General features: G+C 34.9%; 22 protein-coding genes. 1 reads left to right on the top strand and 21 read right to left on the bottom strand.

Annotated features, from left to right (window positions below):
• Positions 1 to 64: 64 nt before the first annotated feature.
• A complete protein-coding gene (locus tag PN497_RS10965; protein ID WP_096569704.1) occupies positions 65 to 1,021 on the top strand; it encodes a heme o synthase in 957 nt (318 codons plus the stop codon).
• Between the two features lie 70 nt (positions 1,022 to 1,091).
• On the opposite strand, the gene PN497_RS10960 is transcribed toward PN497_RS10965, so the two are convergent.
• The 21 genes from PN497_RS10960 to PN497_RS10860 form a co-directional block, all read right to left on the bottom strand.
• Positions 1,092 to 1,295, bottom strand: coding sequence for a hypothetical protein (locus tag PN497_RS10960; RefSeq protein ID WP_272110120.1), 204 nt, complete (start codon positions 1,293 to 1,295; stop codon positions 1,092 to 1,094).
• A gap of 106 nt (positions 1,296 to 1,401) precedes the next feature.
• Positions 1,402 to 1,677 (bottom strand): Calvin cycle protein CP12, encoded by a 276-nt coding sequence (locus PN497_RS10955; protein WP_096569706.1) that lies wholly within the window; start codon positions 1,675 to 1,677, stop codon positions 1,402 to 1,404.
• Positions 1,678 to 2,039: 362 nt separating this feature from the next.
• Positions 2,040 to 2,444: a hypothetical protein gene (locus tag PN497_RS10950; protein WP_096569708.1), complete on the bottom strand. Its 405-nt coding sequence runs from the start codon at positions 2,442 to 2,444 to the stop codon at positions 2,040 to 2,042.
• Positions 2,445 to 2,475: 31 nt separating this feature from the next.
• Positions 2,476 to 2,955, bottom strand: a complete 480-nt coding sequence (locus PN497_RS10945; protein ID WP_096569710.1) for a hypothetical protein — start codon at positions 2,953 to 2,955, stop codon at positions 2,476 to 2,478.
• Entirely contained in the window at positions 2,955 to 3,179 is a 225-nt protein-coding gene (locus PN497_RS10940) for a hypothetical protein (RefSeq protein WP_096569712.1), read from the bottom strand. The genes PN497_RS10945 and PN497_RS10940 overlap by 1 nt, the downstream gene beginning before the upstream one ends.
• A gap of 143 nt (positions 3,180 to 3,322) precedes the next feature.
• Complete coding sequence (locus tag PN497_RS10935; RefSeq protein ID WP_096569714.1) at positions 3,323 to 3,943, bottom strand: hypothetical protein; 621 nt, start codon at positions 3,941 to 3,943, stop codon at positions 3,323 to 3,325.
• 2 nt (positions 3,944 to 3,945) lie between these two features.
• Entirely contained in the window at positions 3,946 to 4,980 is a 1,035-nt protein-coding gene (locus PN497_RS10930) for an RAMP superfamily CRISPR-associated protein (RefSeq protein ID WP_096569716.1), read from the bottom strand.
• A 2-nt stretch (positions 4,981 to 4,982) separates the two neighbouring features.
• Complete coding sequence (locus PN497_RS10925) at positions 4,983 to 5,423, bottom strand: hypothetical protein (protein ID WP_096569718.1); 441 nt, start codon at positions 5,421 to 5,423, stop codon at positions 4,983 to 4,985.
• A gap of 5 nt (positions 5,424 to 5,428) precedes the next feature.
• Positions 5,429 to 6,361 carry an RAMP superfamily CRISPR-associated protein gene (locus PN497_RS10920; RefSeq protein WP_096569720.1) on the bottom strand — a complete coding sequence of 311 codons (933 nt, stop codon included), beginning with the start codon at positions 6,359 to 6,361 and terminating at the stop codon, positions 5,429 to 5,431.
• A gap of 23 nt (positions 6,362 to 6,384) precedes the next feature.
• Positions 6,385 to 7,011 carry a hypothetical protein gene (locus PN497_RS10915; RefSeq protein ID WP_096569722.1) on the bottom strand — a complete coding sequence of 209 codons (627 nt, stop codon included), beginning with the start codon at positions 7,009 to 7,011 and terminating at the stop codon, positions 6,385 to 6,387.
• Between the two features lie 14 nt (positions 7,012 to 7,025).
• Complete coding sequence (locus PN497_RS10910; RefSeq protein ID WP_096569724.1) at positions 7,026 to 7,211, bottom strand: hypothetical protein; 186 nt, start codon at positions 7,209 to 7,211, stop codon at positions 7,026 to 7,028.
• Complete coding sequence (locus tag PN497_RS10905) at positions 7,201 to 7,578, bottom strand: hypothetical protein (RefSeq protein ID WP_096569726.1); 378 nt, start codon at positions 7,576 to 7,578, stop codon at positions 7,201 to 7,203. The genes PN497_RS10910 and PN497_RS10905 overlap by 11 nt, the downstream gene beginning before the upstream one ends.
• A 111-nt stretch (positions 7,579 to 7,689) precedes the next feature.
• On the bottom strand, positions 7,690 to 8,610 hold the full coding sequence (gene csx7, locus PN497_RS10900; protein WP_096569728.1) for a type III CRISPR-associated RAMP protein Csx7: 921 nt from the start codon (positions 8,608 to 8,610) through the stop codon (positions 7,690 to 7,692).
• Positions 8,611 to 8,634: 24 nt separating this feature from the next.
• Positions 8,635 to 9,201: a Uma2 family endonuclease gene (locus PN497_RS10895; RefSeq protein WP_096569730.1), complete on the bottom strand. Its 567-nt coding sequence runs from the start codon at positions 9,199 to 9,201 to the stop codon at positions 8,635 to 8,637.
• 68 nt (positions 9,202 to 9,269) lie between these two features.
• Positions 9,270 to 10,586: a TIGR02710 family CRISPR-associated CARF protein gene (locus tag PN497_RS10890; protein WP_096569732.1), complete on the bottom strand. Its 1,317-nt coding sequence runs from the start codon at positions 10,584 to 10,586 to the stop codon at positions 9,270 to 9,272.
• Positions 10,587 to 10,626: 40 nt separating this feature from the next.
• The gene (locus tag PN497_RS10885; RefSeq protein ID WP_096569734.1) at positions 10,627 to 11,199 is read right to left on the bottom strand and encodes a hypothetical protein; all 573 of its coding nucleotides are present in this window, start codon (positions 11,197 to 11,199) and stop codon (positions 10,627 to 10,629) included.
• 3 nt (positions 11,200 to 11,202) lie between these two features.
• Entirely contained in the window at positions 11,203 to 12,489 is a 1,287-nt protein-coding gene (gene csx10, locus PN497_RS10880; protein WP_096569736.1) for a type III-D CRISPR-associated RAMP protein Csx10, read from the bottom strand.
• The gene (locus PN497_RS10875) at positions 12,486 to 13,199 is read right to left on the bottom strand and encodes an RAMP superfamily CRISPR-associated protein (RefSeq protein ID WP_096569738.1); all 714 of its coding nucleotides are present in this window, start codon (positions 13,197 to 13,199) and stop codon (positions 12,486 to 12,488) included. The genes csx10 and PN497_RS10875 overlap by 4 nt, the downstream gene beginning before the upstream one ends.
• Positions 13,200 to 13,201: 2 nt before the next feature.
• Positions 13,202 to 15,598 (bottom strand): type III-B CRISPR-associated protein Cas10/Cmr2, encoded by a 2,397-nt coding sequence (gene cas10, locus PN497_RS10870; RefSeq protein ID WP_096572737.1) that lies wholly within the window; start codon positions 15,596 to 15,598, stop codon positions 13,202 to 13,204.
• Positions 15,599 to 16,028: 430 nt separating this feature from the next.
• On the bottom strand, positions 16,029 to 17,042 hold the full coding sequence (gene crn3 / locus PN497_RS10865; protein ID WP_096569740.1) for a CRISPR-associated ring nuclease Crn3/Csx3: 1,014 nt from the start codon (positions 17,040 to 17,042) through the stop codon (positions 16,029 to 16,031).
• Between the two features lie 66 nt (positions 17,043 to 17,108).
• Positions 17,109 to 17,468, bottom strand: coding sequence for a four helix bundle protein (locus PN497_RS10860; RefSeq protein WP_096569742.1), 360 nt, complete (start codon positions 17,466 to 17,468; stop codon positions 17,109 to 17,111).
• Between the last annotated feature and the right edge of the window lie 377 nt (positions 17,469 to 17,845).

Here is a 17,845-nt window from a genome sequence, read left to right as displayed (position 1 = left end):
CACCAGTCCCCAATCACCAGTCCCCTCAGTTATTAACAAATTTAAGCAAAGAGAGAGAGCTAACATGATTGAGACTAATGTCTCTCGTCGCCACCATGATTCATTTTTTCAGGTGATTCAAAGTTATTATCAGCTAACTAAGCCCCGGATTATTCCGTTGCTTTTGATTACAACGGCTGGTAGTATGTGGATTGCTGCTAAAGGGCAAGTTAATCCTTGGCTATTGTTAGTAACGCTGCTTGGTGGTACTTTGGCTGCTGCCAGCGCCCAAACAATTAATTGTATCTATGACCGCGATATAGATTATGACATGGAAAGGACGCGCCATCGTCCTATGCCTTCTGGTAGGGTGCAGCCTCGTGATGCGTTGATTTTTGCGATCGCTCTGGCTGTGGGTTCTTTTACTCTCTTGGCTGTTTTCGCCAATCTCTTGGCTGCACTTTTAGCATTTTCTGGTATCGTTTTTTATGTCTTGGTCTATACCCATTGGCTAAAACGCCACAGCACTCAAAATATTGTGATTGGTGGTGCTGCGGGTGCGATTCCAGCTTTGGTTGGTTGGGCTGCGGTGACAGATACTTTAAGTTGGGCAGCTTGGTTAATTTTTGCCATTGTCTTTTTATGGACTCCGCCTCATTTCTGGGCTTTGGCGTTGATGATTCGGGATGATTACGCAAAAGTAGGGATTCCGATGTTACCTGTGGTTGCAGGTGATAAAGCCACAGTGAGGCAAATTTGGTTTTACACGGTAATTACTGTAACTTCTACTGTGCTGCTATTTTATCCTTTACACGCTAGTGGTATTGTGTATGTGGTAATTGCTTTGACTTTGGGTGGGGTATTTGTCCATAAGTCTTGGCGGTTGTTACAAAACCCAGAGGATAAAACTGTTGCTAGGGAGTTGTTTCTATATTCCATCTCTTACATGATGTTGCTGTGTTTGGGGATGGTGGTTGATAGTTTACCAATTACTCATCATCTTGTGAGTACAATTCTTACTCAGTTGCATTTGCTTGGTTAAGAAATTTACACAAATAAATGCAACGAAAAAGCGATCGCATTTCTGAGTTTTGGGGGTGCGATCGCTTTTTTTAGGTGACTGGGGACTGGGGACAGGTGACAGTAGAGATACTCGTTCCTAGTCTCTGACTAGAACACCGATTCATTAATCGTAAGGGCGAAGCATTCGGGTGATAACCTATCGCTGAAACCATTGATATTCTGTCCGAATGCTTCGCCCCTACAAGACGTTCTAGGAATGCTATGATAGAGTCTCTGACTCTAATTTTACTCAAGGCAGAGCCTTTAATAATTCATTCCCATACAGAGTATGGGAACGAGAAATAACGAGAAATATTTATTGTACCCAGTCACCAGTCACCAATCATCAATCACCAATTTTTACAAATCGTAAATTAAACACTCTAGGGCATCTGGATACATTTCACAGTAGCTTTCTAGGGATGTTTGACGATGTTTTGCTTGTTGTTGATGGGCTTTTTCGGCTTGCAATTCTTCGACGATATCCCAAGCTACTGCACAGTTAGGGGAATTAATACCATTTTGATCACAAACTTCTCTGGCTTCGGCAATAGCGTCTAGTATTGCTTGTTCAATGGTTTTTTCTTGTTTTTTTTCGGAGTTGTTTGCAGCGTTAACTCCGTTGCAGGTTGTCATGATACTTTCACCTTTTTTCGAGTGAGATAAAGATTGATATGGGGGTAATAAGGGATATCAATTAATTCTGATTCTGATGGTGATATCCTCTGAAAACTTCATCAAGCAGTATTGGCTCAACTCTGATTAATGTTAAGAGTTTAAATAGAATTTTTTAGTTAATTACTATACTGTTTTTGTGGTTGAGATTTAATCCCCTTGCGGGGAAGAGAGATGGGATAAAAATTAATCTAATTATCTCATCCAGCATCTCACGGATTGGTTTATCCGTCTCCTTTTGGGAGTTAGTCTGACTAGATTACTTGAGTGTTAGTCAGCATCTCACGGATGTTTGTTTCCGTCCCCTTCCGAGGATTCAAATTTTAACTACTTAGTAGTTGTTTAATTTGCTGTAGCTTTTGAAAAGAATCTGTCACTGTGAATCTATTTTTAGTATAATATACTTTGGCATTAGTGCTTAAATTCTGTAAATACCTAGCTTTTCTACTTTCTTGTTCTAAATAAGCATAGGCTTTGCGTAAATTTGGATTACCTAGTTCTTGAGAAATATCATCAACATATTTCCTGCGTGATGTATGAAGAGATTCTTTATCATCTGCTTTGTATTCCGCGTGTATATCAAAGCCACTAACACAAGCATAATACTCTACCCAATGTAATGCAGCATAAAAGCACATTGTTACAGCCCAATCTGGATAATCAGCTTCTATGCTACGTGCGGCTTTTTCATTGCTTTTAGCTTGCTCAAGGTAGATGTCACAAGTCATTTTCGGAGCTTGGGTAGAGATAATTTAACACTCAACTAATTTGATAGATAGACATTAGCGAACTTGGCCTATCAATTTTTGTACCTTGTTTGTGATCTGACGTACAAATAACTGGTGTAGAATCTTTAAGTAAAGGCAGTTCTTCCAGTATTTGAGTATGAAAATACCACTTTTCGCCAGATTTATCCCTAAGTTTCCATTCATATTCAATCACTATATCTTCCAGCTTTTCCCAATTTTCATAAGATAATTCTGTATCTTTTTCTAACTCTATGTCAAAATTAATCTCATGAAGGTCTGGAAAATTTTTAGCTATAGCCCTGACTCTTTTTACACTAGGAAATGCAGATAACTTATTTGTCAGTTCTTTGATTTCAGGAATAACATTAGAACTGCCAAATTTGTCAGTGTTAATTAAGTGTAAGTCAAATGAGCTAAATTTTTTCCAAGTTGTATGCTGGGAAATTGGTACTAAACCCTTATTTGTCATTGTGTTCATACTAAAAGTCATTATTCTTCCCTTAAAAATTCATTAAGACGCTCTCTTAAAAAAGTGGCTTGTTGTCGAGTAAATGCAAAATTTGCTATTGGATTTTCTGACAGCGTTTCTGAATCTTGATCATCGGTGAAAGGAGTATCTGAAAGTATTCCCGCTATCAAGATTCCACCTTGACTATCAATTGCTATACGTACACCGGTCACTAGATATATTTTCTTGTTAACTAACTCACTCATAACGTTTTTTTCTTAATTGTTATCTTTTATAATAACAGGAAGGCGAAAACAGGTCTATAAAACAAAGACTTTCGCCTTCCTAATTATTTTTTAGCAAGAGCAAGCTAAGAAGATAGAAATATCTCTTAACCTAGCTTGTCAATCTAATCAACACACTTGATACTTTTAATACTCCCATCCTCTTTCAGAGCAGCAATTTTCACCTTCACAGTTTGTCCTTCCTGAAGTAAAGCTGCTTTTTTCGGTTCTTTCTCAGTCAACTTAATGACTCCCAATATTTCATAACTAACCTTATTACCACTGATTTTAGTAACTTTCGCTTCTATTACATCACCTTCTTTAAACTCTTGAGATTCGGTAACTTTGGCTATTTCCGCTTGACGTGCTGACTCTACAACTGATGCTCCAGGTGTGATAATTTCCCCCACAGGAACACCTGCATCTTTGTAATATCGCATTAAGCGAGATACCCAACCTAAAATTTGCAGGATGGTATGAGCATCACTGTTATTTTTGAAATACTGACTACAGGTAATTTCTATATTGCGATAATATCCCAAGGTTTTACCACTGTGTCCGATTTGTTTACCATCTTTAACCAAGGTTTTGAGGTATGTTAAAAATCGGGATGTAGCATCAGATTTATCAATGATTGTCCGCAGATATGCAAGAATTTTACCTACTTCATTGACATCTGTATCTTCTTGGACTAAAGTTTGTGCGATCGCATGAGCAATTTCCCATTGTCCATCTGTTAAACTCATAATTAATACATTCCTTCTGGTGGCAATCTATCACTGGGATAACGTAAAATAGCCGCAAGTTCTTCTAGTTGCTGTTTTTGAATCAAGCGTGTATGTGCAATTTGAATATATTTCTGGATAAATTGCACTAATTTGACTCCAGTTAATTCGTCATCTTCACTTATTTCATAAGCTGAATAACGCTGTTTCAAGTTTTGCGGTTGATTGATTTTATCTACATTTACTGTCATTGTTCCCATTCCAATAGGTTTACCACCTCCTACTTTTAAAGCAATGGGATATTTCTTGTCTTGTCCTAAAACAATTAATAATGTTCCTAACTCTTCAGAAAGTAAATTTTTAAATTGTATTTCTGTTTTAAATGTATATTCTCTTCCTGCTTGTTGTACGGAAATTCCTTCTTTTTGTCCTTTGTCAATCGCTTTAGACGTATTAAAATAAAACTTTCTTCCAGCTACTTTACCATTAATAAAGTATGCCTTACTTTGGTCTGGACGAGGACGATATAAAGAAGGCATAAATCCTGTGGAGAAATTGACTATTTCACAATTAGCATCATTAAATTCTATCAAACCTTGCCAATCTAATGCACCAAATACCCGACTAGCTGGACAAAGTTTTTCTTTATTTTTACAAGATAAACGTTCTGGAGGAATTTTATCTTTATATCTAGATGTAATTACGGGTAAGGTGCTATTAGTAATTGCTTCATATACAGAACGAATGCAACCTTTTAAAGAACTTCCTTGAATTGATAATTTATTATCAACTCCTTGCACCATTGTTTTAATTAGGGAAATTTTTGTCCCAATATCGCTACCTAAAACTACTGCACCTGTGGAAACATGAAGGGGTGTTTGCACTTTTAAAGTCAGGTAAAGTGTACCATGCAAACGATTTTGATCATATTTATGATGTCCATAGGGACGCTGTAAGTTAGGTCTGTCTTTGGGAAATGATACAAAATTATAAGGTTTGGCATTTTCTGACTGAGATGCACTTTTAGGAATTGGTTTTTTCGGTGGTTGGTAAGTCATAATTATTTCTCAACTGTGAGTGCTACAAAATGAACTGTTGCAGTTGTTTGATCTAGAAAATATCGTTGTTTTATTTCTAGATGTTTGGGATAATTAAAACCTTTAGGAAAGCGGGTTTCTGTAGATGGATAAAAATACGCATTTCTTTCTTCTATTTGCCATTCTTTTTCTAATGGTTTAAATTCTGAATTTGCACCATTCATACTTAAAAGTAAAACTTCATAAGTATTATCTTTTTTGTATTTCCATCTTAGTTCAAATTGATCATTAAACATTTGTCCTTCTAACATAGGAAATTTATCAATCATTTGTTCTCTAATTCCGCTGACTTCATTAGTCCAACGCAGAAAATAATAGGTATTTTCTGTTGCTAGGCTATTGATTAAATTCACTAATTCAGTATCAGATAAGGGATTTTCTTTGTAACCAACAAAAGCTGTCATGATTATTATATTTCCTTTTTCCAAGATTTCACAGCTTGAGCCAATAAATCGTGTACACCATTTTTATCATCACCTTTCCATGTTAATTTGACACCAAAATCAAAATCCATAGATTCAGTAATAGCAGATTCAGCATACTGTTTATCTGCATGGCGAAAATTGTATTTTTCGGCTTCTTTAGTCTCTAAAAATTCTCCTACCCCTAATATAGAATTTACAGCACAAGGTTCTTTCTTCCCACCAAAAATATGAATATTTCCGTTTTTTAATTCACAACCAGGATATTGAACAACGGCTTTATTTAGTTGGATTTTTACAGTTCCTAAACCACGAGATTTAGCAAAACCTAAACCAAACCAACCATCGTTTAAATCACGCAATACTAAACCAATTAAACCTAACTGTGCCAGGGTGAAGTTTTTTAAATGTAATTTGGTTTTAAATTCTCCCGCAGTGCAGACTTGATAATTAAATGGACCGACAGCTACAGAACCAAATAGTCTATCTATTGCTACACCGTTTCTTTCTTCGGTTCTTACTGGTTTTGATTTTTCTGGATAAGCATCTTCTATTCTGAGTCTACTTGCAATAGAAGTATTACCAAACATTTGATCAGTAAATGATGATTGTTTATAGATTTCATGACTTGATAAGTTTTTAGGTAAATAATCACCTTTCATTGGGTCACTGGCCCAAAGTTTTTGGGTATTATTATCACCTCCTACTGTTCTGACAATACGTTCAGCATGGGCGCGAATTGCACCTTTTAAACTGCTTCCGGGTAAGTATATAGTACGTCCTCCAGCGTGATAGGTTTCCACAAATTCCATGTCTGGTTTTGTGGGATCTGCACCTTCTTTTCCAGATTTTATCAGAATTGGACCATCAGGAATGATGGTTAAATCTATGGTGCAATGATTTACGAATTTTTTGTGCATAATGTTAATTGATTCAGGTAAATTTAAGCAGCAGATAAAACTAAATTATTTAACTGTAATTCAGATTGTTGAAATACGAAATTAACAGCAGCAAATAATTTATCTAGTTCTTGAATTGTGTAATAAGTGCTATTTCTAGTAAAAACCTCATTTTCTAATTTACCAATTTGCCATGTTATTCCATTAGAAACAATACCAAAAATAATAATTTGGTATTCTCCATTTAATCTTTGAGCAGCAATCATTTCTGCTAAACATTGCGCCCATCCTGCTTCAAAGTTATCTTGTTTAGCTTCTACTAAAATGAAATAGGGTTTGTCAAAGACAACTTTACCTAAAGGGGAACGTTTAGCTAAAATATATTCAGGAAATCCTGATAGTTTTTCATCATAGTTTAACGATTGATGACTCCATAAAATAAAATGTTGCCGGTAGATTTTCCAAACTTCTTTGAGAACGGGATAAATAAGATTTTCACAAATAGCAAATTCTGAATTATCAACAACTGCATCCCGCATCATTAATTCTAAATCTTCGCGGAAGTAGTTAGAAATATTAAAGGCAATTTCGCTGATAAAATTGGCTTCGGTATAGGTAAATTGAAAAGATTTGAGGACTTCACCGATGGTTTTGTAATTACTGAAAGCCATTTTTTGACCTCTTATTAAAGATAATATAGTTTTTGTGTAATTAATAATTGACGCGATCGCACTCTGCTGGCAGTATTAAACATCAGTAAACGTGATGTAGCTTCACCAATAGAAGTAATACCAATGATTTCTCCATTTTTTATAGTAAAGTGTTCTGTCCAAATTTGTAAACGATTAGCAGAAATTAAATTATTGGTCATTTTTCATCATACTGTAAGCTCTAGCTTTACTTAAAATCATTAATTGATCTAATTGTTCATAAACTTCTAATTCGCTATTTTCTAATTCAGAAATTGTCCCCATACGGCTTTTTTCTAATAAAGTTTCCAATCTGTTTTGTGCTTGATTTGAAACTTTAAATTTGGCTATTTGTTCTGGGGTTGGTTGTTGAATTAAAAAGTCTAAGACCTCAGTATAAGTTGTTGGTAGATCACTGGAATTGGCTAAGGTTAATGGTTCTGGTGTATGGGATTCTATCAGTTGTGAAAGTAGTTCTGGAAGACGATGTAATATTGGTTGTAATCGGTTAGCTAATTCATCTGGTACTTGTATTGTTAGTTGTGCCATTTTGATTAATAATGATGATGTTTATTTTTATGTTAACTCCATTTGGGTGAGATGGGGAAGTTTGCAAGATTAATTTTGATGCGTTTATCTGTAACGCAATCTACGGAAGATTTAAGCTGTTGTTTGGGTTGCATCTTTTTGAGATATTTGCTTGTTTAAATGATCAATTAATTGATGTACCCATTCATCTCTATAATCTGCTGCATCTTCATAAGCGGTTTCATCTCCCATAACTAATTTTTGAAGATATTGCAACATAAATTTTGGATCGTCTTCAACATCAACCCAGCGCATTTTTTCTATATTTAGTTTAACAACTCCTAAACCGCGAGAACGTCCACCACCAAGGGGAATTTGTTCGGTTTCAAATTGGTGTAACCCAATCATTAATAATCCTAATTCCCAAGGTTCTGCATTTTCAACTATGGCATGAAATTGAAATTCTGTACTTGCTGGTACTACTTGAAAATCGTAGAGTTTACCATCTGCTGCGGTTTCTGTGTCTCTATCAATTGCTACTCCGTCTCTTTCTTGATATTGTCCAAACCAGGTGTTAGGTACTACGTTTAAATCTCTGATTTGAAATTTACTTGCTATCCAAGGTGAACCAAAGAGGCGAGAGATTAAATCTGTTGTATTGATAATTTCTTCTGTAAGTCGCTGATCAGAATTAAGATTTTTTTGTTCATCATCTTTCAGTTCATTTTCAATTTCTTCTTTGATAGTATCCAAACCTTTCTTAATAATGTTTCCATTTTTGTCTTTTATTGTTTTAGATGGAATAGATGATTCTGCTTCAATTGTAGGATTAGCTGCAAATTTATCATCAATTCCTCTGAGGAAACTTTCAAGACGGGATCTTAAAGCACCTTTAAAGCTAGAACCAGGTATTAATGGTTGTCCTAGTGCGTCTTTGATGACGGGTAAATCTGTGCCGATGGGTTCGGTGGAACGTCCCGCACTTATGCGTAATGCGGTGATTGTTGTGAGTTTTCCGGTGATTTCTAGGCGGTTTTTGAATGTGTCGAACATAATAATTATACCACTTATAGTTAATTAATTGAGACGGAGACAACTAAATATGTCCTCAACAGATATTTCCCATGCTGTTAAAGAATTTAAAACAGGTAAAAAGTCTTGATTTTGCTTAACTTCTGGTAGTTGATGGGGTAAAAAAGTCATGATTAAGCCTTCTTGAGGGTCAATAAGCCAACCTAATTCAGTACCATGTTTTAAGCAAAATAAAATATTGTTAATTACACGGGTTGAACTTTGTTCTGGTGATAAAATTTCAATTGTCCAATTAGGAGGAATTGTAAATTCATTTTGAATTTCTCCATTATTATCAAGGGGAATTAATTCCCACTTAAAAATACTGATATCTGGAACAAGAGAACGACTTGCAAAGGTGCAACGCAGTTCTGTAAATGCACGAGCTATTTTTTTAGGTATGCTAATTTGATTAATAGCAGGTGCTAAAAATGTTTGTATGGCGCTGTGTTTACCTTTAGGCATTGGTTTTTGGTAGATGTTACCATCAATATATTCACTCGCTGGTTTTGTTTCTGGTAGTTTGAGGAAGTCTGTTAAGGAGATTGAGTTGGAGACGGGAGTGGAGGTCATAGTTTTAGAAACTATACAGTAGGACTAAATAAATTTATTCTGTGAACATTATAGACTTAATCAAGGGATTAAATTTCTAGGTCAGTTGGAAATTGAGGAGGTTGTATTTGTGGTTTATTGCTGACTACAGAACTGATGGCAGATTTAATGAAGTTAACAAATACTTCGCTGACATTTTCATAGTCAGTGCTAGTAATTGGCTTAAATCCATGAGCAAATAATGAGTTATTTCTAACTTCTAAAGCATTGATGATTTTATTAGCATTTTCTAGGTATATTTTACCTATAGGATCATCAGGAAGTTCACTTAAAAGATCATAGCTACTTCTTAAAGCTATTTGGATTTTTACCTTGACATTAGAACGTTTTTTCTCATATTTATCCCGTAAATTTTCTGGTAATTTCGCAGTATCAATATCACCTGTTTTCATACCATAGGTTTTCAACAACCGAATTTGAGCTAATAATTCCAAAGCTCTATAAAGTCTTCCTACTGCATCATCATAACGTTGTTGTTCAGCGCGTCTTTCTGCATTTAATATTAAATCTTGAACTATTTCATAACCATTTCCTTCTGTACCATTACTAGAATCAAATTTTTCATCTATTTGTCCTCTACTATTAATTACTCGTTTGAGAAATAGAACTAGATTCCTAATAACTGGATTTTTCATTTGAGGTTCTAATAACTCTAAAGCATCTCTATGTTCAAATCTATCCCAAGCATCTAAACCTGAACAACAAGCATATAAAGTTTGGATTTGTCGTTTAATATCAGATGGTAATGCCATTGATGATAAAAGACGTTTTAGTTGTGCGATCGCTGCTGGATAGTTGTACTGTTGTAGGAAAATAGGTAAAAATTGTTCTAGAGTCCGTTGTACAACTACAGGTGCTACTGTTGCTTGTCCTGTTAATTCTCCTCGTTCAACTTTAATAATATTTGTGCGGACGGCTGTAGTTACATATAATGTAAGTTGATAATCCACAGATGCCATTGCTAAACCTACAGACATGGATTTAGTACCACCTGTATAATCAGCCATCATTTGAGCATCTGCAACAGTTTCCTGAATCTTCTGAATACATAATGATGCTTTCAGATAGCATTCTGATAAATCATCTGGTTCTTCAATCAAGATTACATCTCTATCTGGTTGAAATTTATCACCTAGTCCTATTTGTGTAGGAATATTGGGCAACTTTTCAATTACTTCTGTTCCGCGTCTTACTTCACAAGGTGTTCCGCTTCCTATTACTTGCGATTTACTACCTTTGGGACCATCAGAACAAAGAAAAACCACTCGATCTGGTTGCAATTCACGAATAGCGGTGATGATAGGTTGATGAGAACCACCGACGGTAATGAAAAGAATTTTTGGCATGATTAAATTGTCTCCTTATAATTAAATTACCATGAATTAATTAAGCTATTAAAGCTGTATGCTCCCGACTGAGATAACCAAGATAAAGTTGCGTTAATTGTAAATGAAGATGTTTGCTGATAGTAGCTTCATTTTTATGCAGATATTCTTTAAGGGATTCCAGTTTTTCTAGTTGTTTATCACCAAGTCTGGGATTGATGCAGTCTTGATTATTGTCTCCTAAAAATGGCTTTAATTCTTTATCTATACTATATGTAATATCCTCAAAAATATTTGAAATATTACTACTTAAACCTTCAATTTGTTTAATCACTGCATTTGCGAATATTTCTTTTTTACCATTTTCTATTCTTTCTAATTTCCAAATTTTACTAGCATCTTTGCGTCCTACTTGATAACGAATATAGTTTTTAATCACTTCTATAGAAGTAGTTGAATCTGTAGCTGTAGTTAGAACATTTTTTAAAGGTGAACGTTCTTTAACTTGTTTAATATCAAAGTCATTAGCTATTTGTTGCATTTTTACAATTACGTCATCTAATTGTTTACTCAATTCCTGGTTAATTCTTAAAGTGATTTGTTCTTCTAATTCAATAACAGAAATCTTCGACATAATTTATACAGCCTCTTCTCTTAATACATTATGAAACTCATTGCAAATTTGCACTTGTCCAAAACCTTCAGAAGTTCTTTCTCCAACTCCTTTTATTTCTAATTCTTGCAATTTATCAATCCATATTTTTTCCTTTTCTTTATCTACACTGAATAAATACACACCCCCCCTATTTGTTACTAATTCGATATCTTTCATTAAACCCCAAGCAGCATTCCAACCTGAACGATAATCATAGGTAGTATATGCTACTTCTAATTTTGGTAAATTATCCTCTTCTGTTACATTTGCAAATTCACACAACATTCTGGATGATATCACTGTTGTATGTTGCCAATTTTCGGTGAAGATAGCATCAGATTGAAGGTCTATTGTAAAATAGGTTCGATTATTTAATAAATCATTTTCTGGTTGACCAAATATAAACCAAAATCGCCATCGTTCTTCTAGTTTGTTATTGAAATTATTGATTCTATCTTCAACATCTGTTAATGCTTCGCTTAGTTCAGCTTTAAATTTAACTTTTCCTAAACCCCTTGATGTAGAACTACCTAAACGAAATATACCAGAATTTTGATTAATAAAATCAGTCAGAGATTTACCTAAATCCTCATTATAAACTAAAATTGAACTTTGATAAACAACAGGTTGCCAATTTTGTTTTTGAGGAGTTTCAGAAAATGACTCATTTAAAACCTCAATACTATAAAGTATATCATCTTGAGATGTCGCTCTTTGACGATTAATTCCCACTCTTGTTAAAAACCGAGTGCTAACTGAATGACTATGATATTTATCATCTTTTGATTTACTATAAAAACCTCCAAAGGGTTCTACTCTTCCTAAGTCTTGAGGACAGCTAGGATCATAGGGATAATCATAAGCTTCTGCACAAAAACGATCAATTAGAGTATCAAAAACTCCATTACCTTTGATTTTAAATCCTGGTTTTGTTTTGGAACTAACCGCAGTTGCAGGTAAAACCATTATTTCGTCAGTTACAACCTGAGAAATTAATTCTGATTTTTTAGCGACTGCTGGATAAGCATTTTGAAAAATTGCAGGTTCATCACCTAAAAATATTGTAGCAAAATCTCCACCATTTTCTGTTAAATTTTGTGATGCTATATTTGGTGTTTGTTGCTTGGATATTTCCAGAATTTGAGATGCGATCGCCCCACGAATTACAGAACCAGGTATGTGATCTTCTACTTCACTGACAGAACCAGGTTTTTTCCCAGCAATAGCTAATGGTGATAAAGCTGTAATTGTTAATTTAATTCGTTTCATATTGTTTTATTCGGTATTAATAATTTCCAACTTTCATCATCTGCTGTTACAGTTTCTAATTCTTTCCAAGTTAACCAACCTAACCCTGCTGATTTACTTCCACCTAAAGCATGAATATGGCGTAAAGCTGATAATATTAAAGGTTTAGCATATTTGGGACAATCTGGTAATAACTGAATTTCTCCTGTAAATTCTAATTTACTATTGGGTGGAGAAGTTTCCAAAAAATACAATTTTTTCTCTTCAGAAGTTCGACGACGACGGTTAATAGTAACACCAGGACGAATCACTTCTGGTAAATATTCTTTGGGAATATCACAAATTAAATCATTAACAATGATCCGAGATGGAAGAATGGGATTACCAAATATTTTAGCGACAAAACAATGATATCCTTTATAATTCTCTATTTGATATTCTTGTTGAAATTCCTCATTTACTTGTTCTGGGTTAGGACAAAGTATTTCTGCTTTTGGTGCTGGAAAAATTTGCCATCCTAATGCTGTTGCTATTTTCTCACATTCATGGCGCAATCTTCCTTTTAATTGGGAAGCAGGAATTAACAATTTTCCGTCTGCATTGCGAACTATTGGTTTATCTGCAAGTGAACCGTCAGAACCACCTGCACCTATACATAATGCAGTGTCAATAACTGCTGTTAGTGAGATTGTTGTAATTTGATTTTGGGGTAAATTCCGCAAAGATATCATGGTTATAATACCTGTTGTTTAGATTCTTGAACATTGGATTTTTTTGATTTTTTGGCAAAAAAAGGATATAAATCTACTAATTCTCTCCAGATAGTTTCATAAGTAACTTTATCATCTTTTGTGTCTTGTTTCTCTGATGATTGTTTATTTTTATCTTCACATTCTTCTATGTCTTTTAAAGACATCCAAGGTGCAAGATTACCATTATTATTTTTATCCTTGGGTAAACACCATTTTTTTTCAAATTCATCTTCTAATGATTTTTGAGCTTCTTTATTATTTAACCTGACGCGAAAATAACGATAATTTAAAATAGCGGTCTGTTTACCTCGTTCTAATAAACTGCGAATTTGGTAAAGTTGCGATTTAGGAAATTCTACATCTATTAAAGTTTGTGCGGTTTTCAATAATCCACCTAATTCATGTAATGTATAAGGTGCAGCATATAATTTTAGTTTTTGCTGTCCTTGTCCAGATTTAGTTAAACCATTAGTACGAAATTCACTAATGTTAGAAGAAATCATAGTGACAGATTTCATAACTAAAAAGTCAACTGTACCACCGGAATAATGGCATTTTTTCAATTCTTTTGCTCGTTTTTTAGCAGATTTAAGTAACTGATTGGTCAGTTTTTCTGCATAGTAAATAGGTGTGTCTTCAGCAGTTATTAATACTCCTGTGGACATACTCAATTTACATTGTTGATCTGTTGGAATTTGTTCCTGACAGTGATAACGATGTACTATTTCAGCAATATAAGTTTGATCGGTTTTATAGGTTTCTCCTTTATTTAATAAAATTCTTTCAAATTCTTCTCCAATAGTTTTAGCAATTTCTAAAGCTTTATCTGCGGGAACAATTAACATGACATCATCCCCACCAATAGTTAAAATTTCAAAAGGATGAATCCAAATTTCTTTTTCACTTTTCCTTTCAGCTTGCAAGCTGGGATTTAATTTGTGTGGTTCAAGATGCTTTGTTAAAGCTGCATAAACAGATTTCTCTGTAGCATCAAAAATATCTCTACTAAACTTTTGGTAAGCTTCTGGATTTTTAATTTCTTTCTGAATATATCCACCCATGTTGTTACCATCAGCATAAATATAGGCGACAAATCCTTTAGTAATACTAGCATCTCCAATTTCTCTGACAGAAAGAGCTTCTTTTACTCGACTAGGATGCAAATTTTCTGAACGTATTTTACCATAATATTTATGTGGGGTGTCATGTAAAAATTGCTCAAATTTATTCACCCAACTTTCTATCGCATCTTCTCCAGGTTGCCAAGTTAAACCTGTTTTTTCATACCATTTTTGTGAACTATTATCTCTTTTAGCTATTTGTCCTACCAGTCTTTTCCGTGCTGATGCTTCTGAGAACCAAGGATCTCCTGGAAGTCCTATTGTAGAATCTTCAGGATCAGTCTTAGCTTGAGTTATAGCACAACGGCGATCGCCTTCATCTCTTTTTAAATAAGGATGGGTTTCAAATATCGCTGGATAACAACGCAAAGGTCTATTACTTCCTGGTAATTGATTTCCATTGCGACGCTGATTAAATAATGATGCTAACTTACCTGCTAGTTCATTAAATGTTTTCCGTTCTTTGAAATTTTTTAGTAAAGGTTGTTTATCCTGCTGAAAATATGCTGATACCAATGGATGATTTTGGTTCTGCTGATACTTCTCTATCCAGAATGTATCACTATTAATGATATTTGGCAATAGTCCAAATCTAATTTCTAAAGGCTTGAATTTTGCACCAACAGCACAGGAATTAGCTGTTAAAGTTTCATGAGTGTAACGCTTTTCAATAGCATTGGCTAAATCATCTACAAAAGCAGCAGGACAAAAGGCTAAGATATTACCACCTGTGGAGTAAATAACTAACTCTGGAATTAATGCTGGGGACAGTTCAGGAAAATTCTCTTGTTGATCTAACCAATTTTTCCTAACTTCTTCACAGTAATCTTTTGCTTGTTGACATTGTTGATGATCTTGATGTTTCTCACAACCAAAAAATGCAGGTAAATCAATTAAATTGATTCTATCTAACAAAGCTGAAGCACCACGCACTTCTTGAATTTTAGCTGATTCAAATACATACTGCTTAACCTTAGTCACACCCCCATAAACTAAACCGATATTAGTTGTTTGATTCCATAAATCAGAATAATCATTTTTTAGCTGTTCCACAGTCTCAGGAAAATAATCTTCCTTAATTTTTTGCAAATCTTCCACTTGTTGAACAATAGTTCTTACCTCTACTGGAACTTCTCCCCCAGTTCTCAAAGCTTCGCACATTTCCCGCAAAACAGAAATATCAAATTGCGGTTTTCTTCCATTACCCCAAGCTAAACACCAACTAATTCCTATTGCTACCGAACTTTTACCTTTCATCACCATTTTTCCCTTGCTTGACTACTATTTTATTCCTTCTTGGCACTTCTTCAACAATAGACATCTCCAGAAAAGAAATTATGGAACTTATTTATGGAGACAGGTCGAAGCTTATGGGATATCTAGATGTCTGATTTTTCCGTTAAATTATCGCCTTGTAAGGGCGAAGCATTCGGAAAATATCCTTTGGTGAATACCGATCATTAATCGCTCGAATGCTTCGCCCCTACAACTTATGACAAATTAATACATTCTATTTTGGAGATGTCTAATGGTAATTGACAATTACCTGTCTCTCATTCGTGAGAGGATGGGGAAATAGGAAATTTTTTCTTTTTTTCTCCTAGAAAGCAAAAGATTCAAACCGTTCGGCTGACGCTCACGGCGGAAGCCTTGAATGAAACCATTATCAATTATCAATTATCAATTATCAATTGATCATATCTTGTACCCGTTCCAGTAAAATATCAGGAACAGGACGCGCTTTACCTCTAACCCAAGCACCACAAGTCATTTCTACATAAGGTTCTAATTGATGAACTATCTCCGTTTCTGTGAGAGTGCTGAAAATGACACCAACTGGTATTAAATTAGCACGAATACCACAAAAATTATGCCATCCTTCCACTGCTTCTAGTCGAGAACTAATTATTAAATAATGTGTACAAACTTCCAACAGTGGTAATTTTTCTGGTTGCACCATCCCACCCACATCTACTATTACTAAAGATTTTTGTCTGCGTAACTGAAGAATAGCTTGCGCTTGGTAGGGAAAAAACCTCTCTGTTAAAGATCCGCGATTACGTGCTTTAAAGGCTTCGATTTCTTCATCGGTAGCTTCTGCACCCATTTCTAACACATAATTTCCTTCACCGTCCCAATGTGCGCGTTGTAAATAAATATCAGGATTTTCTTTGAGCAATGCTTGAAATAACCCATGGGAAAATACACTTTTACCACTGTCGGGGGGACCAACTACCATCAACGCTGGACACAATTTTTCTGGTTTTGTCAAGGGAGAATTTGCGCTATTATTTGCTCTCAATTCTCCCAGTTGACGAAAGTAATTAGACCATTGTTGTTCTGGTGTAGTATCTCCTTCCTGGGTTCTACCGTTGGGGGGAATGATTTTGAATACTTGTCCAATTTGTACTAAGCGAGTGTGAGTAGCTACGATTATCGCACCGATGCGGGGATCATAACAAGCAACCCAAGCGGTAGGATGTAATTCATGGATCAGATAAGCATATAACCAAATGGGTGCGCGTCCCGAAATTACCACACCACCGGTTGTATCAATTCCTGCTGGAAGTTCTAAACCTGTTAAGTCTTGGGGTTCGATAATGCGATCGCTCCTAGTTAATTCAATCAATAAAACCTGATAATGTAAAGCCTCTACCATCAGGGTTTCACTTAATAGCAAGCGTAAAGCAGGTTCAGTCATCAGCTTTTCTCCGTTCCTGTATTTGTAAATATGAACAATTGACAATTGACAATTGACAATGGAAAATTAACAATTAACAATTTTCTTGCTGGTTTTTATGATTGAAGTTAAAAGTTTGATTAACTCCGTGATATCATTTTTGATGCTTTTGTATTGTTTTTCTGTGAGGTAATCTGTTTTATACATTAGTTCTATCCAATAATCTGATTCATTTGCTTCTTTAAGGGCAATTGCTAATTTATGAATGAAATCTGCTTTACTTTCTGCCTGTTCTGCTTCTCTGACTAATGCTCCAATTACAGTACCAGAACGCAGTAATTGATTTGATAAAACAAATTCTTTTTTTTCGTTATTTAAATATTGATATAAGTTGACAACACGGACTGCAAAATCAAAGCTTTTCTCCTTAATAATGTTTTCTTTCATAACTTGTCAATTATCAATTGTCAATTATCAATTGTCAATTCAATAGGTGTATTATTTCACCCCGATAGAAAAGGGGTCTTCTAACCTCAAGGCAAAATGATTACTGATACAGGAGGAAACATTAATACTTCGTTTATACCTCCAAAGTGTTGTAAGGGTTTAGCAGTGCTAAACCCCTACTTTCTTAATTTCCTGTTTCCTATGACTACACTCTATTTAACCGAACCAGGAACAACCCTGCGCTATGTCTTTAGACCACAGGCGAAGCATTCGGATGATAGCCTTAGGTAAAACCTAAGACCACAGTAAGGGCGAAGCATTCGGATGATAGCCTTAGGTAAAAACCGAAGACCACAGTAAGGGCGAAGCATTCGGAT

The organism is Sphaerospermopsis kisseleviana CS-549 (genome assembly GCF_028329225.1).
Classification (GTDB): domain Bacteria; phylum Cyanobacteriota; class Cyanobacteriia; order Cyanobacteriales; family Nostocaceae; genus Sphaerospermopsis; species Sphaerospermopsis kisseleviana.
This window is presented reverse-complemented; position numbering and strand designations above follow the sequence as displayed.